This window comes from Paenibacillus sp. FSL R7-0204 (genome assembly GCF_038002225.1).
In the GTDB taxonomy this organism is placed as follows: Bacteria; Bacillota; Bacilli; order Paenibacillales; family Paenibacillaceae; genus Paenibacillus_AQ.
The window spans coordinates 5203053-5227894 of record NZ_JBBOCA010000001.1; the positions used below are offsets into that span (position 1 = coordinate 5203053).

Sequence of the window (24842 nt, forward strand, 5' to 3'; positions counted from 1 at the left end):
TGACTTAAGGATTTCCCAGAGAAGTGTGCCCGCCCGCTTGCGAGCGAACGGGCACATCCTTGTTATTGCTTGGCTGTAATGAACTGATCAAGCCGGATGGCAATGGCTGCCGCCTGCTCACGCGTAAGCGGAGTGGACGGGTTCACCTTATTGCCTTCTCCGAGAATAATGCCGTTCTTGATGCTAATTGCCACTGCTTGTCTTGCCCATGCCGGAACCTTGCCCTTGTCAGTGAAACCGCTGAGGATCGAAGTGACTTCGTCCTCGCTAAGTTCACTGCCCGGATTAACCTGATTCAGCAATCTTCCGAGCATCGTCATCGCTTCAACTCTTGTCAGCGTATCCTTAGGCGCATACTTGCCGCCTTCAAGACCAGTGACAATACCCAGCTCTGTAGCAATGGAGACGCTACGGTTATACCAGCTGCTGGCGCTGACATCACTGAAGCCTGCCGAAGCTGCCTGCTTGTTCATGAGACCTGCAACACGCAGCAGAATGGTTGGATATTCTGCCCGGGTCACTTTGCCTGCCGGATCGAACAATTCCGCAGATTTCCCTAGAACGAACAGCTTGGCGGATGCCGCAGCGATGCCTTCCTTACCCCAGCCTGAAGGCATATCCTTGAAGGTCTTCAGGTTGCGTATGAAGAAGAGGCTGCCTTCGCCCGTCAGCTGTACATTCACTGCCGTGCCGCTGCTGTCAAGCTTCCACGGTACCGTTGTCCAGTTGCCGTCTTTATCCTTAAGCACCATGGCCGTAATCTCCTTGGCCGCAAGCGGCGCAGGAATGGCAATCTTGGCTGCAAGCGCCGGCGTCCAGCTGCTCTTCAGCAGGTTAACGTTCACCGTTACGCCTTGCCCTGCCGCCATCAGCGTGAAGCCTTGCTGATCCGCAATTGCCTTCATCGCCTGCTGGTCAGCAGTACTATTACCGCCAATGCCGATAGTAAGTCCGGCGGTTACACTTGCAAGATTCTCAGGATCAATGACCAATTGGCCCATAGGAACTTCAATCACAATCTTCTTCTTCGCAGTCAGCTGCTGCTGAACCACACTCTGGTCTACACGGATACTGAATGCTTTGGCATTCGGATCGGTGGAGCTTACTGTGAGGTCACTGCCTGCTGCAGCTTCTTTATCCGTAATCCGGACGATAGCCGTAAGTCCATCCCACTCTGCTGTCACGGCCTGGCCGTTGACGGTAATCTGGGCTGCCTGTTCCGGTGCTTGTTCTTCAACAACTCCCGGTACGGCAGCGCCGCCTCCACCGCCAGCACCGCCTCCACCGCCTGAACCACTGCTAGTCCAGACCGATGCAGCTACACTGCCGGAAGCCTTAACCAGCTTGTCCACAGAGGTACGCTTAGCCAGCACAATGGTGGCACCTGGATGAGCAGTTACTATACCATCGAGGGGAAGCAGACTCCATGAGCTTACATTATCTTTATATATCAGTACTTCAGGACTTGACGAGAAGACCTTGTAAGCGATCTGCTGTCCAGTCATATCTCCGGCGGAAGTCACCGTAATCTTCGTGTGGTTGTTGTCTCCGCTAATCGGAGAAGATACGGCTTGCACAGTTCCTAATTTTTTGGTATCCGGAACAGCTACAGTTGCCGCAAGCATGCCCTTAAGCGTTACACCCTCGGACACCTTATACTCTGCCTCAATCAGGCTGGAGCCGGTGGCAAGTGCGGTAACATTGCCTTTGGCTGACAGAGATACCGCATCACCTACAGCAACTTCATAAGTCAGGTTATCCAGATCCTTACCGGTAACCGGCTCTTCCTTGAATTTCGGCTTGCCATTGTCATCCTTGCCATCCGAAACCTTGAGATAAGCCTGGATTTGGCCTGCCGCACCCGGTGTCAGCGTCTCCGCACCCTTCAGGATCAGGGCAACCGGTACTTTGAAGCCGGCATTGGTAATATCCACAACCGCTGTGTTCTGATTGCCCGCTTCGTCCTTAGCCACAATGCTGAGGGCTACGGAAGGGTCAGCCGAGTTAATCTTCACAGTTCCGTTGAAATCACCGTTTAACGAGTCCACGGTAAGCGGAGCAGAAATCTCAACATCCTTGTATTTCCCATCCGGCTGTAACTGACTCACAGTATAAACTGCGGCCAGCTTCGTTCCTGTAGTTGTTGTTCCGGCTACTCGAACGGCACCCTGTTCAGTACGTTCACCCGTTACCGGCTCTGTGAGATACAGCACTGGTGCGATCGTATCTACCGTCAGATACAGCATGGTTACTGAGATATCCTTAGTTGCCGTATTTCTGGCCCTGAGTTCAATCGCATACGGCCCGTCCGTCTGGAACTGGTCAAGATTCAGGATGCCTTCGCTTCCGCCGCCGGCCTTGTTCGTCAGGGCTACAGTCGCAATGGATTTGTCAGCATAGAATGCTTCCACCGTTACATTGGACTGTTTGGAAGAGAGCGTCAGCTTCTGCTTCGTTTCATTCGTTAACAGGTTCACGTAGTTCCCGGAGGAGGCATCTACCGTCCCCGATGAACTCAATACCGTCAGATCCGGCAGATTCGGAGTTGGCAGCAAGGTGCTGCTGCTCTCCCGCCGCTCGGCATAATGATAGTTCTGATGCTTGTCGGCATCCTCGGTTGGAACCGTTGCGGCACTGACGCCGATGACGTAATTCTTCTTCACTTCCAGGCCGACATATTTCACCTTGCTCAGATCAATCACTGAGCCTTCAAGGCTGCCCTTATAGACTTCATCTGTTGTAGATACAGCCTTCCAGCCGCCAATCAGCAGACCTTCGTATTTGCCTGTGGATGCATTCCAGTAAGGCTTAAGCTCTTGTTCGGTATACAAAAGCTCTCCAAACGGAGCATATTCACTCAGTTTGCCTTCAGCATCCAGCTTCGCATCGACCACGTAGCTATGCTCGAAGCCGCTGTGTCCCCATTTCTTCGCTCCCGGCTTGAAGGAGAGTGAGAACAATCCGTTGCCGGCAGGCTCAACCTCGACATCACTGACACTCTGCGGTGCCAGCGGATCAATGACTTCAAAGCGCTGCGGCGAAGTCTTCGTCCCGAAGTTCGAGCTGGATTTCAGCTCGGCGCGCAGGTAGTAATTGCCTTGTCTGAGCAGCCCGCGGATATCCTCGGGATTGCCCATCAGTGTTACATTGGTGACATCGATCACTTGGCTGCCGCTCGTGATTCCGCCGCTAACCGAGCCGCCGGCTCCGACTGGTACATCCTTGGCGATCAGCATACCCGGATCACCCGTCTGCAGAATCTCTTGACCATTCAGCATTTCCTTGCGGTTCGTCACCGCATCCTCAGCCAGATACAGGTTCACTGTATCGCCTTCGGCTGCGTTAGCCACTTTCCAGGAGGCTGTGAACTTATTCGCATTGGAGCTGTCCTTTGCCAGGTTGACTTCACCCAGAGTAGGCAGAGTAGGAACGTTCAACAGCTTAGTGTCAACCGCCGAGACGGCTGTCAGCTTCCAAGTGCCGCCCTTTGTGGCTTCATTCTCAGGAATAATGATATAAGCTCTGCGAATATCCACTTCATTGTTCAGTCTGGATGTATCCCCAGATTTGAAGCTTGCAGGAATATATTGTGTAAAAGCATTTGCCGTAGGATCAGTATTCGTGTTATCGAACTTCACCGGATAATTTTTGCCTGACGCATCCTGCAGCTTGAATTCCGGCATTTCCTTGCTGCTGTACTCCATCTCAATGATTGCATTGCCGGCTACGCCGTCCATCGGAATCTCATGGATTCTGCCGCCGTTCTTGACCGTAATGCCGCCTACGCCGACATTGACCGATCCGTTCTCGACATATTTGACGCCTTCTTCTACTTCGCGGTAGATAATTTCCTGGTTCTCATCCTCGGTAGCTACCTTGGATGTGGCCAGCGTCTGTACTCCTGCACCAATTACCATCAGGCGCGGTCCAAGCTCAGGATCATCCACCACCAGATGGATCATGCCTTCCGGCAGCTGATCGGTCGATGTGCCGAATTCGATGCCTCCACTCCAGTAATAGGTGATGCCTAAGGAGATGAACAGAATACCGATGCTGCCCCAGACCTTGTCATTGTTGACCCCAAGGAACATACTGGACAGCGGCATGCCGCCGACAACCGGTACATCGTTCGGAATCTGCACCTTAGAGCTGATATAGCCTTCAAAATCCGTACGGTTCTTCTCCAGATTCTGTCCGACGAAGATACCCGCCTTCCCGATGATGATATCCCATCCGCCGATATCCATCTCTGCTTCCACGCGCACGAACCATGGGGTTACCCACTGCGCTTCGAGCAGCGCTTTGGTCAGCATTGGAAGCCGGTCATCTTTCTCCGCATCGGCTTTGGCAGCGAAATCAAGCTTGCCTTCCACCTTAAGGCCGGTACGCTTCACCGTCAGGTCCACATCGCCGAAGAAATACGCCGGAGCAATCCCGAACCGCATGCCTACGCCTGCTTGAATCGTCAACGGGAACGGGTCTTCTGCTGTGCCGCCAGCAATGGTGTCCGCCAGTTCACGTACAGCTCCCCGTATTGCTGTCAGGTATGTTGCACCCGTCACCAGGATACCCGGCTGCGGAAGCTCTGCCCCGAAGGCAATCACATCCGGAAGAATCCGGCCGTCTTTTACTTTTTTGAGCGAGAATTCAATCTCCACGCCCATCATATTCTTCAGCTGTGCTGCGAACTCCAGGCCGTATTCATTACCGATCCCCTTGCCCTGCACCGCGTGTTTGATCGTAACTTTACCGCTTGGTTTATCCGGGCCCTTCTTTTTGTCCGCGTCCTTCTTCTTATCCGGTCCGAACAAGCCCATCTCCTGATTGAGATCGAAGCCCAGAGAGGCATCAACGCCATAGAAGCCGGCACTGTTGAAGATGACATTCTTAATTTCGGAGTTAATGATCTTCAGGGACAGCGAGCCGCCGAAGGAAATCCCATTCTCTCTAAGAATGAAGTCATTGAAGGAGAAGCCAAAACCGTCGATCGAGAAGCTTGGTGCTCCGAACAGAGACTGCTTGTTGAAGTACACATCCTCAATCATGACCTGGCGCAGCGGATTCAATCTGTCGCCCACGCCGCCGACAGCCCATTTCAGACTGCCGTTCTGGCTGTCGTCTTCCGGATTGCCGTCATTGCCTTTCTCATCCTTCTTATCGTCATCTTTGCCTTTATCATCATCGTCTTCCTTCTCCTTAGGATCGAAGTCCTCTTCTCCAAGCGACTTGTTGAAGCCGTTGAAGAAGTCGAGCGTCCATTCGCCTTTATGGAAGACGAATCCGCTGCTCGCTACGCTCAGCGTTCCTTCACCCTTGATGAACAAGGTATCCAGGAAAGGAAGATCGCCGGGAAGGGTGTTGCCGAAGATATCCAGCTTACCGCGTACAAAAGACAGGTCCTTACCTTTATAAGCTACAGCATCATTAATAATTGCCGGTTCTGTCTTGGTATCCACGATGACCTGCTCTTCGTCACCTGTGCCAACCTGCTTGATCATACCGCGGACAGTTACCAGAATCTCACGGTCGAATTTCGGGTCCTTGGCTTCCGCTTCTTCCTTGAATTCCTCAAAGTCCTCTTCCGTTGCAAACAGCTTGTAAGCATACATCGGAGTCTCCTTCAGCGCTTCTTCATCCATAAATTCACTGATATCGAATTTCGGATCAACTGCTTTGCTCGCTGCGCCGAACAAGGCCTTGGTTTTCTTATATTCGGTAACAGCCTTGTACAGGAACGAACCGTCCTTGAAAGGCTTGCCCGGGAACAGAGAGTTCAGCTGATCCACGAGCTCATCCTTTACAGAAGCACCGTTCGCAAGGCCGCTGATATCCACAGCTTCCTTGTACACTGCCATTACTCCCGCTTCACGGATACGCGTGTCATTATTATCGGTGACCAGGAAGGATTGCGGAGTCGTCATATCATAGAGAGCCGCTACCTCCTCATCCCCGCCGGCATCACCTTTGTAATCAATCTCCACCTGGTATTCACCGAGCGGCAATTCCGGTCCAAGCCCGGCTTCCAGCACATTGCCGCCTGAATCCACCTGGTCACCGCCGCGGTACGTAATCCGCATGGCGCCGGAGAATCCGTCATCGGTCGGCTGCATCACCACTGCATCCTGAACATTGACTTTGTACCGGTTACCGTCTGCCTTATTCTTGAGGTACAGGTCAAAGTTCGGAGCGGTCGTTGCATTGCCCGTATTGTAAGCTTCAATATTCGACAGATTGACCGTCAGATATTTCACATCTGTGCTATACAGCTCTGCCGGAGCGAGTGCATAGGAATACGTAGCGGTTGCTTCTCCCACCGGCGGCAGGAGAATGAAGTTGGTACGGGTCGATTCATACTGGGCTTTAATACCCTCATCCTTGACGCCTTCGATTTTGCCTTGCGTTTCCGGGCTTCTCGCGGAGATCATATACTCCCGGGTAACCGGCCAAGGTCTGCCTTTGGCTTGAACGCGGAAGGTCGCAGTAATCGCGTCACCCGGCTTGTACTTCGGCTCAATGCCCATCGCCGCTTCATCAGGTGTGGCTGACTTTTTGAACTCCAGCATTTTACTGCGGGAATTCTCCAGGACCGGATTCCCGTTTGCATCCAGGACAGTTTCTCCCTTTTCATTCTGCCTGACGAAGCTGAGGCCGCTCTCCAGGGTCATCTCTACTTCAATTTTGGAGTGCTCCATATTGAAAGCCTGAAGGTTCTCTACTTCTGCTATAACGTCGAAGACACCATTTTTCTCATATTTCGTCGGTACGCCTCCGCCTTCAACCGGCTCGGTAGCCAGTTGCTGTACCTGATCTACATAACGGATCGAGAACACTTTATCCGGGGCTGTGAGTTCACCCAGGCCGTATACGGTCTCGAAGCTCTGGAAGCCTCCCGGTGCCAGCTTCTCCGGGTTCCAGTAGAAGGCAACGGCGGAATCCGCCGTACCGAAATCATTGGTATCTCTGGTGAAGTCCAGATTCGGATTAATTTTATAATCCCATTTCGTATTCGCCAGGCCGTTCCAGTGCCCGACGATCATTTCATCCACAATATTAATATTCTGTTCGGCAAAGTTATTGAAGCCGTAGGCCACCACATTGGTTGCCTGAGGATTCGTCAGATCCAGCTTGTCACGCATCACCCAATAAGCAGGAATCTTGAAGTAAGCTCTATCCTCAAACGGAATGCCCGGATCATCCTCCGGATTATGCACCAGCTTCCGCTCTACCTGCAGCGGTGACTTGTAGGCTGTGCCAATCTGGAACTGTGGTCCGTCGTTACCGCCGACCATCGTATCCAGCAGAATCCGGCTGCCGATCTGCACCTGCGCCCCGCTCTTGTTATTCACTTCATAGCGGATGTTGACGTTACCGGAATTCACAGCATCTTTGCTGTCGGTGTAGAGCATCAGAATCTGCTTGATCTCTACGCCCTTCATCTTCCAGATCATCTCCAGCTGCTTGGTGCCGTTAGAATTCTCCACCACTTTAGGTGCAGTAGTCTCTGAATAATGGCTGCTGTCGAACTTGTATTTATTGCCGTAAATATAATCCGTTCCGTCGATCCGGAACGTCGTGAACGACGTCTCCGGGTCATCCCCCTGGAACAGCAGATTAACATTATTGTCGTTCTTGCGGATCGGTTGACCCTCTACAGTGCGAATACCGTAGCGGCCTGTTTCGTTATCCACAGTGACCTTAATAAACTCATTCTGGATCATGGTTGTCTTGGTACTGCTGGCCGCCTCAACGAGAGCATGGAAGCTCTCGGAGGTGGACAGAAATACCATAATTAAGGTGAGCATTACCGCTACTGTGCGTTTCAACAACTTCACCAAGTATTCCCCCTGTTCTTGTTTCAACTATTTCAGATTGCCGACAAAGAAGGTAGCAAATTCGCGGTCCCGCTCCTGGGTTCTCACCACAATCGTGTACCAGCCTGTTTTCGGGAAGGTGACCTTGAAATTACTGCTCACCAGCTCAGCATAAGTCAGCTTCTGCTTCACCAGCTTCAGCTGTCCTTCGCGGTACAGACCAGGGTAATACAGAATGTCGAACGTTCCTGCCTGATTGACCTTGTCTACTCCGCCTACCTTCATCAGGTTGAAGCCGGATACCTTGAAGGTAATGGTGTTGGTATTGAACAATGCGGATTCGCCGGATGAAGCCGAGATTAAGGTATCGTTACCGAACACCAGCAATCCGCCGTCCTTCACGACCACCACATCCTGATAGACCACCGTCTTATTGCCTACCTGATCAACTGCTGTGTAAGCTACGCGCTGGCGTCCAAGCTTGCTCAGATCCAGCCCGCTGACCGATACTTTCAGGTTAGTCTCAGCCGATACATTATCAGATACGGTGAACCCGCCGAGATCCGTACGGAAGCTAAAGTCTTTCTTGTTCTGAACGATCCCTACTGTTTCCTTGTTCAGTGTCAGCTCAGGTGCTGTGTTATCAAGTCCTGCAATGGTCACTGGAACCTTGTTCACATTGCCCAGCAGATCTGAGATGGCAATGACTGCTGATCCGCTGCTCTCAAAAGCACGCGAGTAGCTGTACGTTCCATCCGCTTTACTGATCTGGTTCGTATAGGCGGCTCCATCTGAAATAGGTCTTACGCCTGAGAACATTTGGTTAGGGGCAGCAACTGTGCCGCTAAGCGTAACCTTCACTTTGCCTTTGGCATATTTCTGTCCGCCGATGGTAACAATCTGATCGGCCGGAACCGCTTTGCCTTCGGCATCTACAAAGGTATAGGCCACTTTGTCCGGTACTGGCGGTGCAGAGAGAATATTCGTTACCTTCTCTTTGATAACTGTTGTATTGCCGTACACATCCACCACAGTGAATGAAGCTGTTCCATTCTCCATGAGTGTAATGCTCTTATCGGCACTGATAATGTTGAACGCTTTAGCCGAAGCATCCGCCTTCTCTACCGTAACCGTAACGCCGGTGGAGAACAGCACATTGCCGCTGTTATCCTTCAGGGTGCCGAAGGTCTGGCTTCCATTCTCGCCATATTGGTAGGAACGGACCACTTTCACCCTAGGAACTTCCTTGTTAATGTTCGCAACCGTTGCTTCAACCTTATTGACATTTCCGGCAGCATCCTTAATTTCGAATTCGAACTTGCCGTTCTCCGTGAAGGTGTAGGCGGTCTTGCCGCCATTGTTCACCACCGTCACCGGCTCAGAGGTGCTCTGGAGAAGCGCAACCACATTACCGTTCGTACTCTCCATGTATGAATATTCAATGGTTCCTTCAGGCTTAGTGCCGTCAATATTCTTCACGACCAGATACAGAGTATCTGTCCGGTCCGGATCACTAAGATCGGTCAGATCGAAGCTGTAGTAACCATTCTCGTAGATCTTGAAAGAATTCCCGGTCCGTACAGGCACCGAAGGGTTAATCTTCGACGGCATTACGCGGATACCCGGCGGGACCGTGATCTCAATATCCGCACCAACCTTGGCATTAACCGGGCTGTTCACGCTGAGTGAAGCAAGCGCATAGACCGGCTGTACACTGGTAGAAGCTCCATCGACATCAAGCTTGGCCGGTTTGCTGATCAAACCTCCCGGCGTTCTGTACTTCACCCACACCTGAAGCTCCTCAGGCTTACTCGTCGGAACCTTCACTGCTACGAAGTTGGTGTACGGCTTCCAGTTCAGCCAGCTCACACCGTTATCCGGTGATACTGAATATTCATAACCGGTCTTGTCCTCCGTTTCGAGACTCAGCTTCACAATGGCCGTGTAGCCGTCCGCTGTATCACCGGACAGATAGATCAGAGAAGACTTGGCATCCGACACCGGCGCATCCGGCTTGGTCGTTGCCGAGACTTTGAAGGTTCCTGCACTTGCCTTGATCGTGCTGTTACCTGCTCCGTCAACTGCGAGTACATATAGGCGGAACTCAGAGATTTCTCCCGATTTCAGTGATTGGTCATCGATGGAGACTGAGCCGCCTGCCGGGACATCTGCCCATTTTGTCGACGACTCTGTAGGTACTTCTGCGCCTGCTTCTTGTTTGACCCATTGATATTTGCTGACCAGTCCTGTTTTGCTATAGAACTCTGACACGCTGATCTTCGTCTTCTGCAGCGGCAGCGGGTAAGCAATACTATCAGGGCTGAAATACACTACCGGTGCTTCATTGTCAAAATAATAAGCCTTCGAGTAGTAGTACGTTTTGTCGCTGTGCTTCACCATAAGATGAATGTATTGCGTTCCGTTTAATTTTAATTTTTCAGCAGGAATGACATAGCTGTAAGTGGCTTCACTTACAGAAGCGCCAAGGCCCTTGGCTGCCAGCTTGGTATCGGGGCTGGCCTCTGGCGAAGCAGCAGGCGTCGCTGCCGGTTCAGATGCTTCGGCTGAAGCAGCAGGTGTTACTGCAGGCTCGGCACTGTGATCCGGTGCCGGAGTCTCTTCCGCTGGAAGCGGGGTCAACGATGGCTCTACTGGCCCGGAGGACAAGAACTTCATAAGGGCCACTGGCCCGATATTTGCTGTAACTTCCGGCTCGACCGGAGAGTTCGGCTCTGCTGGCGCTCCAGGCTCCGCCGGTTCGGCTCCATCTTCAAGCAGGCTTTTCTCAGACAGTAGGGACATGCCGGAGGACTTGGAGACCTCAAGCCCAGTGAATTTACTATCATTATCTGGACGAATGGAGCTGTCGCTGATGGCATAGCCCACATAATCCGGGTGCACACCGCTGATCTCGAAAGTAACATCATGACTCTTCACATAGTTAGGATTGGCTTCCGGTGTGAACTGTGTCGGAATTGCCGCCTCAGAACTCACGACTACCGCTCTTTCCTGCGGTGTCTTGACCGTCTCATTGCCCGCTTTATCCAGCGCCTTCAGATAGAGCCAGTAGGAGCCGTCCTCATCAATATCCTCGTAAGTAGACCGGGTAACGGTCGAACCAGTGTATGGCGTATCTGCCCACTTGCCGGATGCCGGAGAATCCCCGTCTTTTACCCATTGGTACTGCACGCTGCTGACTCCGCTATGCGGGTCCTTCACCAGAGCCTGTACCGTGGCGGTATCCTCGCCGGCCATCGTAATCGCAGGTCCCTGGTTGTCCAGCTTCAGAACGCCTACTTCATGCTTCCAGTTCGAATCGTCTTTCTTGAAATCTTCAAGCGGCCAGACACTCAGATCACCGTATTGTCCTACCGCGGCCATTGCCTGATTATCGGCGTAGAAGGTCTTATCCGCCTTTTCGCCTGGTGCCTCTGCGTACCAAGCATCATACTGTGCCTTATGAGTAGCCACATACACTTTTTTCTTCTCGTACTGCATCAGCTCTCTGGCGGAATCCCAGGACATATCGGCTGTCCAGGTATGCAGGTACCACTCCCCGCTGTTCCCTTCCTCGAAGGCTTCCGCCGGAGGAGCGAGCAGGTTCGTTTTGTTATTCACTACTGACAGCTCTACATTCTCGAATTCTCCCGAATACAGCTCATCCGACGGCTGCTTGGCAGATAGTGCATAACGCTTAAGCGCTGCATAATGATCTCCGGCTACACCGGCGAACGGATCAGCCTTATCCTGGCTCCACCAGTAGTACACCAGACCCACCGAAGGCGAGGCTTCCGCACTCAGATTCGAAGGACGGTAGATTCCGCGGCTCGGCCGTTCCGTACCACGGTCAGGAACGGTAGGATCAAGATGCGGCACTTTAATGGAAGGATCGTTGGCGTCAATCGTAACCTTCCCTTTTTTGGCATATTCCTGATCAGTAGCGCCGCCAGTCTCGAACCGGTAACCGATCACCGGCTCCGTATTGTCGATGAACAGGTTCGCCCAGTCAATCTTGGAGTTGGCGAGTGAAAAGTCACTACCGTAAGGATTGATCTTCTCTTCATGGATTCCATCGAAGTTTGCAGGCTGAATCATCAGGTTCCCTGCGTAATCCTGAATGACATCGGTATCCATCTGGATCGGCTCACTGCCACCCTTGGCATCATTAGATATAGCCACAGCTTTGAGGAGCGGGGTTTCCACCGTTTTGCCGTCAGGCACAGTCATGCGGAAGCTCCAATTCGGTGTATTCCGGCCTGCAACATAATAGGCTTTCATTCCGTTATTGAAGAGGATGAAGGTTTTCTTCTCCTCCCAGCCGGTTTTGGCAATGGCCTCTTCCGTCATCTGGAGGGTGAAGTCAATCACATCTCCCTTATTGAGCGTAACCCCGGTCAGAATCTCCGGTTGAATGCCGTTCGCGGTCTTGGAATACTTCGGACGCACAGCATCGACAATGACGCGGAAGCCGCCCCGGTCGAAGTCAAACGGATTCCCGCTCTTCCGGTCCAGCCAGGCATTGCTGCCGCTGCTCGGTACAGTGTTGAGATTGACAACCGCTCTATTTCCTGCCGCATCACTAAGCTCGGCTTTCTTCAATTTATTATCCAGCGACAGATCCATCTGCGCTCCGCCGGTGGTCCCGCCGGTAATTAAGGGTCTCAATGGAAGGTTGCCGCTGTTGTGAAAAGGAACTCCCGTATATCTGTAGGCAATTTTTTTCTGGTAGGAATCCAAACTTTCCTTGGTATTGGTAAAGCTTGTATTCTGCAGATACTGCTGCTCTCCGGCTGCCGGAAGTCCTGTGCCCGGATCATTAACGAACAGCTTTTGCCGCAAGAAGTAATCAGAATTTGCTGTCACTACCGAAGTCGGTCTGACCGGCTCGCTGAAGTTGTAGCTGAGCGTGATATTCTCGTCTCTTTTGACATACAGCTCTTTCTGGTTAATATTCTCGTTAAGCCGTTCTGCACCGTTGCCGGTGAAGGTATAGTTATCAATTACCGGACGCTTGAGATCCTGGAACTTAAGGTAGAATCCGCGTACACCGGCTGCTTCACCGTCGTCGTCGCCTTCGCCCCAGACCCTAATGTTAATAATAGAATCAGGTTTGATGAGGGCCTTAGCCGACTTGTTATACCGCTGGCTGCTGCCGGTCCGTTCATTGATAATATCTTTTCCGTCAATGTTTACTGTAATTTCAGAATGGCGCGTCCATATGAACCCGGAGTGACGCCGCAGCACGGAAAATCCTGTAAGCATCTCAGCATGCCCGCTCTCGGCCATATTTTTTAGAATCGGGTTATCTGCTACCTTCACCTGGAATCGAACCGTGGTCTTTTTATCATTGACACCGGCAAAAATATCACCCTTGGCCCAATCATATTGGGCATTTGCACTTGTCTCTGTCTGCTTGAAGCCTTCCACCTGGTTATTGAAAAAGTTAATAAACGTATTATCTGCGGGGTAGGACAGATTCCCTACATGGGCTCCGCTCTTGAATGTAACCTCAAAATCATCACCCGCAGCCTCTGCCAGTCCGCTAAAGGAACTGGGTATTAACGATAACAACATGCTAAGAATCAAGCTTAGCGAGGTATATCTCTTCAATCTCCTGCTCATTAACAATTGATGCTCCCCCTTATTCATTCATCAAGTCCTGTCCGGCGTGCAGCAAGCTTCGCTGTAGTCTGGATTCACTCCCTGTGCTTCCGCATTCTCCTCTCGCCCTGCCCTCCCGTGGACAAAACATACGCGTCATAAACTACCTATTTTTTCATATCTGCGTTTATTCTATCAGGCAGCTCTAAACAAACTCTTAACAAATCTCGACAAAAGCTGCGTCAAACGCCTCGAAATAAGGTTAATATACTCGAAAAACGAAAAAAGTCCTGGGATTTTTGAAAAAATGTCTAAAAAATAAAATAAACCGCACTGATCTGGCTCAGTTACGGTTGGTTTGGTATGTCTTTGTTATGGATTTCGACAGGTTACTCTACCATGCCAAAAGATAGTATATGAAATTTAATAGCTATCCCTAAAACTGCTAGACTTCTAAGCATTTCATTGGAAAGCATAAAGCCCATCTGACCATAATCTGATCTCATGTAACTATTGATACTTACTTCGTTATACTCATCGATCATTTCAGTAATTGTTTTTAAGTTCGGAGTTAATTGCTGAAGAAGTTCAAGAATATCTTCCGGTTCACTTTGCTCTGTTGGTGACAAGTGTAACTTGGTACTGATCCCGTCAAAATCTAAGTTATCACCACGAACGATGAACGAGAAACTTCCTTTCACATAGCTCACCACCTGTTATCTTGCAAATTCTCCAGACGAATACCAAAGGTTTGAAAAGCTTTCTTAAGATCCTCTTCCTCGTCTTTCCCGCATTGAAAAATGAAGTTTATCAGAGCAATTGCTCACAGCTTATCTGTTCAACCTGCAGACCTCTGAAGACGGGTAATATTCTGTCCAGATACCAGCTAAAATCAGTGATGTCGGTATCATCTTGTACTATCATTTTCTATGCTTATTGAAGCCGATATCGAAATAGGGTTCTCCTCCTATTTATAAATTTATTGTTTCTCTCATTAAAGTAAAAAACAGCCCCCAGATCATCAATGAACTGTGACCCAATTTGAGGACGGTTTAAAAGAAATACCCTAGAGCTAGCTCGCAAGGAGATGACTTCTGAATTCGTCAGGAGTCATCTTTTTTAATGTCCATTGGTATCGCTCGGAGTTATAGTAGGCAATATATTCCGAAACACGAGCCCTGACTTCCGTAAGATTCTGACAATCTCGAACGCTCATTTCATCTTTCATGTGCCCAAAGAATGACTCCATTGATGCATTGTCCCAACAGTTCCCTTTACGGGACATGGACTGTTGAAAACCTGCCTGCTCCATTTGGAGACGAGTTTTAGGATGCGTGTAGTGCATGCCCTGATCGGAGTGGAAAATGGCTTCTGGATGAAGGTTTCCATCCAGCCGTTCCAGCAGGCGCCGAATGGTCTTTTCAACGAGTGGTAACTCTAGTGTCCCTGCTACACAGTCGGCAAGAATTTGTCTTGTTGCTCCATCTTTTACGCACGATAGATAAGCCCACTGTCCGTTTCCGTACCGCAGGTACGTGATATCGGTTAGAAAGACTTTCTCCGGCTCTTTCTGGTCAAATTGGCGTTTCAGTAAATTGGCACAGGTCTGATGCTCCTGCGTAGCCTTTGCCATCTTACGGTACGGGTTCGCTTGCCGTATGGCCGCGACAAGGTTAAACTTACGCATTAATCGGCGAATCTTCTTGTGGTTCATGGTGACCCCGCTGAGATGCTCCAAACGCATCTTAATCACCAAAGCGCCAGCTCTTCCTTGTAAGGCGTCGAAGTGTTGCTTAATGAGAACAAGGTCACGCTCGTCGTCGGCTGTACGAAGTTGGCGTCTTTGCTCGGAGCCCAGCCATCTGTAATAGCCACTGGTGCTCACGGCGGCGACTTCACAGAGATAACGCGTCATGCGGTTGAGTCCATGGGCTCTCAGGGTGTGATAAATGATCTCGTAGCGCTCCGAAGGGGTTAAGGTCTTCCTTTGTTCCGTTCGAGCGCTTCGAGCTTTTTTAGAAAGTCGACCTCAGCTTCTAGTAATTTGATCTTCGCCTTTGCGCGCTTCAGTTCTTCGTCAGCAGACAAGGGACTCGCAGGCTTTCGCCCAGCGCTGCCTTTGCCACGCCGTTCTTCCAGTAGTCCAAGTTCACCATATTTAGCAAAGCTATCTCTCCAGCGTTTCAAACTATGCTTTGGTTTTTTAGAACCGATGAGATCCAGGTCAAAGCCCGCCCTAAGAAATATTTCTGACGGGGGTGTCCCCTCGTTGTAGGCCTTCACTGCCGATAACTTAAACTCAGCAGTATACGAAATATTCGTCTCGGATACTCGCTGAACATTTGGATTCTTCTCTAATCTTCTGATGCTATCCTCCGTAAATAGGGTTCGATTTAAGTTTCCCACAGCCTTATCCCGCTCCTTTTCCAATATTCTGATTAAAACACAAAAGACCCACAAGAAGGTCACTTTTTTCAAAGTGTCTTTCTTGTGGGTCACAGTTCATAATTCTGTGCTGCTTCTTTACATCAACTATTTTATTTTCTTTGGGGTAAGCTCTTCTGGTTTATAGTTCCACCAATTACTTTGTTCATAATAAATCGTTTTGGCCCAGTACTCTGGACCTTCATGAAATACAATATGATCTTCAGAAGTGTGATCCATTCCTTTCCAGTTCAAATTACTTAAATTCCCATTCCTTCAAGTCCACGCCCCTCTCGAATTTTTTTGCGGACAATTTATAGATAAGCGATGTATATTAGAGTTACAAAAAATTTTGAAAAATCGGTAAGTAAACAAAATAACAAAAGAACAGGTCAATTACGGTGGTATCTTACCATAATCAACCTGTTCAATGAAATGGATTACATAGGTTATTTTGTTATTGGTTAAATATTGGGTTCATTATTCGGTTAACATATTTAAAAACTCATCAAAGCTATTACTTGTAAAATAAGTTACAGGGTCTAAATCTGAAGATTCTTCATGATTCCAAACGCAAACAGATGGCTCTGTTTTATCAGTATTCCTGTAGTCTAAACACACAAAGTCACCTGCAAATAACACGGCTATTGGCAACAACTCAGTACCTACTAAATTTTCGTCTGAAACAATTCTCTCATCTAACTGAGTTCTAACTACTCCTATATCGTAGAATTCATCATCCCTCTCCCCGGTTACCTTCAAGATGCATAAAAACCTATCAATTGCATAACTATGGTTGTTACACTTAAAACTATCTTTTACAGGAGAAGCACCATTAAATTTTTTAATAAATTCTTTATATTCATCCGGCAATTTAATTCTCCACTTATATTCTTTTTCAGTCAGCAGAACATCATCCGGCAATGGATATATTATAGTTTCATCCTTAACTTCCATTTCTCTACCTCCTAAAAAATATTATCTCGGAGCGTCAGCCCACATACCTGCCGTCCGCCCACCATTATGAGGTGTAATATTGTGAATACCGAATGGAACAAGTTCCATTTTACCAGGGATTTCCGTATGATGCCACGTCATTCCTTTTCTCGTGCCACCTATCTGCTCATCTAACCAACTAAACTGTTCTTTATCCGATAACTTCCAAAATTTTTCTGGTAGCTCAACAGTTTCTTCAACTACATTTGCACCGGCAAAATCAGCAAATCCATATCTCATTCCATCAACTTTTGTAACTTTTATTTCTGGAATATGTCCATTCGCTACTGCGATTTCTTTTATCTTTCTTTTTTGAGCAGCAGACAAGCTATCCCCACCAGGGATCGTATCATCCCAAGACCAAGGTTTGTTTGAGTCAACTTGTTCTTTGTATATTTTTGCATAATCATCAATTACTTCATTAAATTTCTTATTCCCATTTAAAAACTCATCTATATTTTTTAGATTCGCTTTCCCCCTACCCTCACTCCGCCACACCTGCCCCGGCACTTCGACCGTGCCCGGGCCACCCGGGGTTGCCGGGATTAACCGGTTCGGGTAAGGGTTCATTCCTGGGAAATCCCAATTTTTCAGAACATCCGGCACTTTCTTCACCGCATCAGTCAGCGGGTCCATTACCGCGTCGGCCAGCTTGCCGACCATGCCGCTCTTGGCGATGGGTACGCCCGGGACGAGAATGGAAGCGGCGTTGCCGAGCATTTCGGCTTTTTGCTCCGGGGTGCCTTCATTGAAGTCATGATACATGGCTTTGGCTGCATCCACCAGAACTTCGGGGTGATTGACGAGATAGTTCACCTTGTCGATCGTCTCCTGGGTCGTCTTCTCCGGGTCAATGACGAAGTCGAATGCGAACTTGGCGGTGTCCACCACCCCCATTACTGTAGATTCGATCAGACCGCCGACAAAGGCCCGGGTGACCTGATCGGCCTGCACCACTTTTTTGCGCCATTCGGTCATGCCGTACGTGTCTTCCAGCCAACCGTAATAGGCGGTATACATGACTTCGGAGTGTTTTCTGGGATCATAGACCTTCTCCTTGAAATAGGCAAAGGTAGTCTCATTCTCTTTGTTCTTTGCGGTGATCGGCGTGCCGTCCGGCAAAGTCATCGGCGGCTCATGGAGCCGCTTATATTCTGCCACCTGACGTTCCAACTCGCGAATCTGTTCCGCTCTAATCACCGCTGCTTCAATGTCCTTATAATTACTCTTCGACCACGCGCGGTATTTCTCATTCACCAGCCCCAAGGCGATAGCGAACCGCAGCTCATCACTGGCTGGCACCGCCGATCCGTCCGTTAACAGCGGATTATACGTGCAGGCCGATAAGGGGGAGCCCTTGTATTGCGTCCGCAGGTCAGTCTTTACATAAAATCCCGGGTCCACGCCCAGCTTCTGCAGCCGCTCCCGCTGACGCTCTGCATGCTCATTCGCGGACTTCATATAGCTCTTGTTCCCGTACTTCTCATAGACAGAGTACGCCGCTTGGCTCCGTCCGATTTCCCGCAACGCTTCGGCAATATTGGACAATTGCTCCCGTGCCTGCTGCTGTTCGGCGGGACTGCCGGATTCTCTCTGCTGGAACAGTTCAGAGATGACTGCATCTGCTGCAAAAGACTGCAGTTGTCTGTCCACCGAAGCGTCCCTGACGTTCCGCAGCAAATCCTGAATCATGCGGCTAAGCGTCGGCGGATGACGAAGGACATCCTGAATTCCGTGCGCGGCCTGATCCCGTATGCCTTGCAACCACCGGCTGAACAGGCTGCCTGCCTTCTTCCAAGTGAAGGCTGGTGTAGCCTTTAGCAAACTCTGCGCCTTCGTCTCGGCAGCTTGATATTGCCCGGCCGCCCAGCGTAACGCCGATTGCTTGCGCTCTATCTGGTCACTAAGCGACTGTGCCTCCCTTGCCAACTCCTGCAGCAACCGGACGGCCTCGCGGGAGGGAGACTGCACATAACTTTCCGGGTAAGCAGCCTGCACCGAACGAACCTGACCGCCAACGCTTCTGTCCATTCCCGTGACCTGCTCCTCCAGTATACGATTCAAGCGCTTCAGTCCCTGCTCCTGCTCCAGCATACGCTTGATGTCCACCTGCTGCTGCATGGTTCACCTCCAGAGATGCATCAGTCATACAATGAAATTATAAATTCCGAAAGTGTATCACTAACTTTCCTGAAATCAGTTAGATCCAGACTTTCATCATAATGATACACAGACGGATTATCACTCTCATCCAAGTTAAAATACCAAAACATATATCCTTGGTGCATCATAAATACAAACTGATTATCTGTTAATTTTTTCGGGAAATTATTCTCATCCAGTAGTTCAACTGCCCATTCCTTAAGTTCTGATATATATTTCATTGAATAAATAAGTTAAGGGGAGTTCTTTGGTTGGTATTAGTTTCTTCAATCTTAAAATGTCATCTTCATTAGATATAAATCTACTTATAAAACAAATTGGAAAGAGCTTTGTAAGTTTATCAAGTGTTCAATGAAGATATTATCCTCTCATCTGCTCCATTAACCACTTTTTAATATCATCACCTTCCAACCTTATTGGTTTCTCTTCTGTTCCAATAAAAATATGTTTGGCAGACACTTCATCAATTCCGTATATTTCTTCAAAACTAGTGCCATAAAGAAGTGCTCCATCAAGTAGAGCGTTTGTTATATCAACATTAGAAAACTTTGCATAGCTTAAATTTGCTCTTCGAAATGATGCTCGCCTCAAGTCAGATTGAGATACATTAGCAAAGCTAAGGTCTGTATCATCAAAAGACGCTTTTATAGCTACACAATTTCTTATATCTGAATGTTTTAGGGATGCGTAATCAAATACTGTTTTACTCAGTGTGCATTCTGAGAAAGTCGTTCTTTCGAATGAGGTACTTAAAAAATAGCAATCACTCATATCATTATTTGTCAGAAACGAATTGCTCATATTTGACTCTACAATCTCTGAACAACTCAGGTTCATCCCTGTAAGATTCAGTTGTTTTAGTTCTTCATTCACAATTTCTAATTTCTCTCCAATACTACCATCCGATTCTGCCCATTTATGATGTTTTAAAAAAATATTATCATCCATGTAATACTTCCTTTCGCATACTTTATGGCCACCATAGCAATTTATCACTTAATCCTAATTCTTTCACTGCTTCGCGTACTTCGTCTATATGTTCTGGGAACATTTTTGATGAATCGATGATAACATTCTCACCTTTTGAAAGAGATTCTTCTATATCAGCAATTGCCTTTTCCAGAGTATAACCCTTTGGTGCAAATTTTGAATACCAACCTTTAACGTCCCACTTTATACCTGTTGCATCAATAAATTCTGCACCTGCTGGATTGCTATCTCTAACAATAGGACCAGGTAGGTCTCCTCTCGCCTCTAACTCTAAACCTGCTAGTCTCTCAACTTTTGATTTTTCGTTTATTTTAAAGTTTTTTGCTGGATCTTTTGCCAAACTTTCATACTCTTCTGGTGACCTAGCATAGTATCTTCCCTTATCTCCATACTTGTCTGTCAATTCTTTATAGTAATCCGGAGCAGTTTCTCTAATTTTGTCTAAGCCAGCTTTTGGTCTCCCCTCACTCCGCCACACCTGCCCCGGCATCTCAACGGGGCTTGGACCGCCCGGCATTGCCGGGATTGACCGGTTCGGGTAAGGGTTCATTCCTGGGAAATCCCAATTTTTCAGAACATCCGGCACTTTCTTCACCGCATCAGTCAGCGGGTCCATTACCGCGTCGGCCAGCTTGCCGACCATGCCGCTCTTGGCGATGGGTACGCCCGGGACGAGAATGGAAGCGGCGTTGCCGAGCATTTCGGCTTTTTGCTCCGGGGTGCCTTCATTGAAGTCATGATACATGGCTTTGGCCGCATCCACCAGAATTTCAGGGTGATTGACGAGATAGTTCACCTTGTCGATCGTTTCCTGGGTCGTCTTCTCCGGGTCGATGACGAAGTCAAAAGCGAACTTAGCGGTGTCCACCACGCCCATGACTGTAGATTTGATCAGGCCGCCTACAAAGGCTTGGGTTACCTGATCGGCCTGCACCACTATTTTGCGCCATTCGGTCATACCGTAGGTCTCTTCCGCCCAAGCATAATACGCGGTGTACACGGCTCCGGTATGTTTACTGGGATCATAGACCTTGTCCTTGAAATAGGCAAAGGTCGTCTCATTCTCTTTGTTCTCCGCTGTGATCGGCGTGCCATCCGGCAACGTCATCGGCGGCCCATGGAGCCGCTTATACTCTGCCACCTGCCGTTCCAGCTCGCGAATCTGTTCCGCTCGAATCACTGCTGCTTCAATGTCATTGTAATTACTCTTCGCCCACTCGCGGTATTTCTCATTCACCAGCCCCAAGGCGATGGCGAACCGCAGCTCATCACTGGCTGGCACCGCGGATCCGTCCGTTAACAGCGGATTATAGGTGCAGGCAGATAAGGGGGAGCCCTTGTATTGCGTCCGCAGGTCGGTCTTCGCATAGAAGCCTGGGTCCACGCCCAGCTTTTGTAGCAGCTCCCGCTGATGCTCCGCATGTTCATTCGCGGACTTCATATAAGTCTTGTTCCCATACTTCTCATAGACAGAGTAGGCTGCTTGACTGCGTCCGATTTCCCGCAACGCCTCCGCAATCTTGGACAACTGTTCCCGCGCCTGCTGCTGTTCAGCGAGACTGCCGGATTCTCTCTGCCGGAACAGTTCAGAGATGACTGCATCTGCTGCAAAAGACTGCAGTTGTCTGTCCACCGAAGCATCCCTGACGTTCCGCAGCAAATCCTGAATCATGCGGCTCAGCGTGGGCGGATGACGAAGGACATTCTGAATGCCACGCGCTGCTTGGTCGCGTACGCCTTGCAGCCACCGGCTGAACATGCTGCCTGCCTGCTTCCAAGTGAAGGCCCGTGTCGCATGAACCAGACTCTGCGCCTTCGTCTCGGCAGCTTGATATTGCCCGGCCGCCCAGCGTAACGCCGATTGCTTGCGCTCTATCCGGTCACTAAGCGACTGTGCCTCCCTTGCCAACTCCTGCAGCAACCGGACGGCCTCGCGGGAGGGAGACTGCACATAACTTTCCGGGTAAGCAGCCTGCACCGAACGAACCTGACCGCCAACGCTTCTGTCCATTCCCGTGACCTGCTCCTCCAGTATGCGGTTCAAGCGCTTCAGTCCCTGCTCCTGCTCCAGCATCCGCTTGATGTCCACCTGCTGCTGCATGCTTCACCTCCAGAGTACTAATCCGCCGTCTAGTTATTCAAGTCGTCGAACATGGAGCCTTTTACCGTTACCGTCATGCCGTCAAGTGTCGTAATACCTTGAATGGAGCCTAACGTGCGATAAGCCAGCTTGCTCTTGCCAAGCTCCACATTCCCAACCGACACTTTAATCGGATACTCACCGTCCGCCATATTGGCGTGGGTATACAGATAGCTGTTCTTTGGGTTGATCACAATCGTGACGCGGGTCTCTTCCGTAATCTGATACATGTTCTGCCCGTCTTTTACGAATTCCTTATACTCAAAAGCCGTATTGCTCCCTGCCGTAGAGGACTGGCTATAGCCCTCCATCACCTTTTTCCAGTATTCATGGGTATCGCCCTTTACGTCCTGTGAATGCTCCAGCTCCACTACCTTTTTGCTGTAACGGCTGCCATCTGTACTGCGGTCCATTACGGCCAGCAGCACTTCACCATTCACACCCTTTGGACTCGCGGCAGTCAGTATGCCGGTTTTACGGGCAAACCCTCCGCCCTGCTTGGCAAGCGGCTCATTGCTCAGGTTCACGGCAATCTTTTTGTTGTTGATATAGATCAGATCATTCTCATAACGGAACGAATCAATGACCCGCTGCACCAGCTCTTTATGATCCTCGGTATCGTCCTTGACCGGCTTGTACACTACGGTCTTTACCTTGAAGGAATAGGACCCTGCCGGGTTAAAATAGTAGCCCGACTTCACCGGATAATTGAAGCGCTGCAATTCCCGGTCCGTGGCGAACACCGCTTTATCATAGCCAGCTTTACCCGCTTGTCCTTCTTTGGCCGCAGTCCGTGAAGTCTGGTATTCTTGGCGCTGCGGAAGGTCTGCACTCCATGCAATGTCGCCCATACCTTGCTGCGTGAACGAACGCTTGTATTGCCCATTTACAGCTACAGCCTGATAGGCTTGATTATTCTTATCTAAATGGTACATCCAGCGGATGACATCCACCGGATACGGCTCGGTTCTCCACAGCAGCTTCTTGGATAGAGAGGTCCCGGTGTTCTGCTCGATCTTACTATCTACCACAGGCTCTGGTACTTCCTTGCGTCCATGATAGAAATACATCTCATAGAGCTTCCGGTCCGTTCCCTGCGGGAAGCTGGCGGTTGCCGTATCAGTTACTGTCCGTGTGGTGCAGGTACCATTGCTGCAGCTCGTCACGTCATACTTATAGGTTCTTTGGACTCCGCCCTGGAAGTCCACCCGGCCTTCTTTCACGGCAGGGGAGTATGGATTAGCCGGATTCAGCCATTTGCCATGCTCAGGGTCATCGCCGAAATCCTTCCGGTCAATCACCGCGCTGACGATGGGCTGGCGCGTAATACGACTCCCCGGATCATCCACCACAGGATTGCCCGAAACATTATATTGCCGGAATACATCCGGGGTCGCATTGGTCACATGCAGTTGTCCGGTAGCATTGTTGATCCAGCTTCCGCGGGGTAAGTACAACTGGGCAACTAACGGTGCACCGCCGTAGATCGGGAATTCCACCTGCCGGGTCAGCACATTATAGCCCAGCGGCTGCGGCTTCAGCAGCTTGACGGCGATCGGATGCGAATCGAGCACGTTATTAGCCAGTTGCTTCTCCTTGGGGGTCTTCCCCTCCGGGTTCACACTGAACTTAATTCGCACCTCGCTGTCCGGCATTTTGAAGCTGGCTTTCAGCAAGCGCTCCCCGTTCTTGGGAATGACGAGCTCCCCGCTCCCCTTCTGCGCATGACCGGTGAACATCAGCTTCGCCGAAGAGCTATTGATGGCCTTGCCTGTACTCACCTGAATAATCTCCCAACGGAAGGGGGTCTTAATCTCTTCAGGAAAAGATGAATCCACCCGGATCTGTACTTGCACCTGTTCACCGGTCTGCGCCTGCAGCGGCAGCTGCTCGAATTCAGCCTTCAAGTCGTATTCCTGCTCGACTAATGCCAGTGGTGCAATCGGAATGTCCAAATACGTGATATTCCCGCTGTTATGGGAGATATAGACGGTTCCATACCCCCACGAGAAATACGTAGGCGGCTGAAGCACATGAACATAGTCAATCCACTTCCCTCCCTTGGAAGGAGTGGCGTTATTGGTATATACCTTCTTATCTTGAAGCTCTTTATTCTGATTGCGGTACATGAAGTCCTTATACGTATGGTTGCCGCCGTATTCAATATTCAAGCCCTCGATAATCGCCTGCTCGAAGGTCCCGTCCGTGAGATAGGCGGTGAGCTTAGGGTTGTTAGTGTTTTGGTAGCGGTCAAATTTATTTGTATTAACTTTGAATTTTTGCTGAACGGCATCATCCTCCCAGGATTCCTTAATCAGGGAGAGATTCTGAATCTGCGTGCCGCTCCACCCGGCGAACCAGGGAACATTCTCTGTCGGTATAGAATCTCCTTCCCGGGTATAGCCGGAATATTCATAGAGCCCTCCGTCCAATTGGGTGCCATGACTGGTCCCGTAGACGATTTCATAGTAACGTTCGGCACCTGAAGCAATCCTTTTTTGCAGCAGATCCTTCCGGTAGCTGCCCTTGGAGGTCTCCTCCTTGAAGTAATCCTTCACACCATATAAGTCCAGGTAATCTTCGTTGGCGAATTTCAGCACTTCGGCCGGAGTGGCCGGCTTCCCGCGTGCATCCGAATACGTATCCATTTGGAAGACGGCAGCGACAAAAATGACCGAAAGTATGGCTAGAACCAGGGCTTTCTTCATCCATCTACA

At 49.8% G+C, this 24842-nt stretch carries 10 protein-coding genes; all 10 read right to left on the bottom strand.

Annotation, left to right across the window (positions count from 1 at the left end; translation table 11 throughout):
- Positions 1-62: 62 nt before the first annotated feature.
- The 10 genes from MKX42_RS22955 to MKX42_RS23005 all read right to left on the bottom strand — a co-directional run bounded on the left by MKX42_RS22955 (position 63) and on the right by MKX42_RS23005 (position 24833).
- Positions 63-7832: an S-layer homology domain-containing protein gene (locus MKX42_RS22955; protein WP_340754874.1), complete on the bottom strand. Its 7770-nt coding sequence runs from the start codon at positions 7830-7832 to the stop codon at positions 63-65.
- 27 nt (positions 7833-7859) lie between these two features.
- Positions 7860-13433, bottom strand: coding sequence for a hypothetical protein (locus tag MKX42_RS22960; protein ID WP_340754876.1), 5574 nt, complete (start codon positions 13431-13433; stop codon positions 7860-7862).
- Between the two features lie 368 nt (positions 13434-13801).
- Positions 13802-14113 (bottom strand): hypothetical protein, encoded by a 312-nt coding sequence (locus tag MKX42_RS22965; RefSeq protein WP_340754878.1) that lies wholly within the window; start codon positions 14111-14113, stop codon positions 13802-13804.
- 371 nt (positions 14114-14484) lie between these two features.
- Positions 14485-15818, bottom strand: a protein-coding gene (locus MKX42_RS22970; protein WP_445669382.1) for an IS3 family transposase whose coding sequence is annotated in 2 segments (ribosomal slippage) — positions 14485-15437 and positions 15437-15818 — 1335 coding nt in all. Because the reading frame shifts where the segments join, the coding sequence is not laid out codon by codon here.
- 498 nt (positions 15819-16316) lie between these two features.
- Complete coding sequence (locus MKX42_RS22980) at positions 16317-16793, bottom strand: SMI1/KNR4 family protein (protein WP_340754880.1); 477 nt, start codon at positions 16791-16793, stop codon at positions 16317-16319.
- Between the two features lie 21 nt (positions 16794-16814).
- Positions 16815-18953, bottom strand: coding sequence for an HNH endonuclease signature motif containing protein (locus tag MKX42_RS22985; RefSeq protein ID WP_340754882.1), 2139 nt, complete (start codon positions 18951-18953; stop codon positions 16815-16817).
- A gap of 20 nt (positions 18954-18973) precedes the next feature.
- Positions 18974-19216, bottom strand: a complete 243-nt coding sequence (locus MKX42_RS22990) for an SMI1/KNR4 family protein (RefSeq protein WP_340754884.1) — start codon at positions 19214-19216, stop codon at positions 18974-18976.
- Between the two features lie 139 nt (positions 19217-19355).
- Complete coding sequence (locus MKX42_RS22995) at positions 19356-19943, bottom strand: pentapeptide repeat-containing protein (RefSeq protein ID WP_340754885.1); 588 nt, start codon at positions 19941-19943, stop codon at positions 19356-19358.
- Positions 19944-19965: 22 nt separating this feature from the next.
- Positions 19966-22086 (bottom strand): hypothetical protein, encoded by a 2121-nt coding sequence (locus MKX42_RS23000; RefSeq protein ID WP_340754887.1) that lies wholly within the window; start codon positions 22084-22086, stop codon positions 19966-19968.
- A 29-nt stretch (positions 22087-22115) separates the two neighbouring features.
- Complete coding sequence (locus MKX42_RS23005) at positions 22116-24833, bottom strand: hypothetical protein (protein ID WP_340754888.1); 2718 nt, start codon at positions 24831-24833, stop codon at positions 22116-22118.
- Between the last annotated feature and the right edge of the window lie 9 nt (positions 24834-24842).

Excerpts from the sequence above, each read along its gene's own strand:
- MKX42_RS22960 (WP_340754876.1), bottom strand. The coding sequence starts at position 13,433 with ATGAGCAGGAGATTGAAGAGATATACCTCGCTAAGCTTGATTCTTAGC.
- MKX42_RS22980 (WP_340754880.1), bottom strand. The coding sequence starts at position 16,793 with ATGGAAGTTAAGGATGAAACTATAATATATCCATTGCCGGATGATGTT.
- MKX42_RS22985 (WP_340754882.1), bottom strand. The coding sequence starts at position 18,953 with ATGCAGCAGCAGGTGGACATCAAGCGTATGCTGGAGCAGGAGCAGGGA.
- MKX42_RS22990 (WP_340754884.1), bottom strand. The coding sequence starts at position 19,216 with ATGAAATATATATCAGAACTTAAGGAATGGGCAGTTGAACTACTGGAT.
- MKX42_RS22995 (WP_340754885.1), bottom strand. The coding sequence starts at position 19,943 with ATGGATGATAATATTTTTTTAAAACATCATAAATGGGCAGAATCGGAT.
- MKX42_RS23000 (WP_340754887.1), bottom strand. The coding sequence starts at position 22,086 with ATGCAGCAGCAGGTGGACATCAAGCGGATGCTGGAGCAGGAGCAGGGA.
- MKX42_RS23005 (WP_340754888.1), bottom strand. The coding sequence starts at position 24,833 with ATGAAGAAAGCCCTGGTTCTAGCCATACTTTCGGTCATTTTTGTCGCT.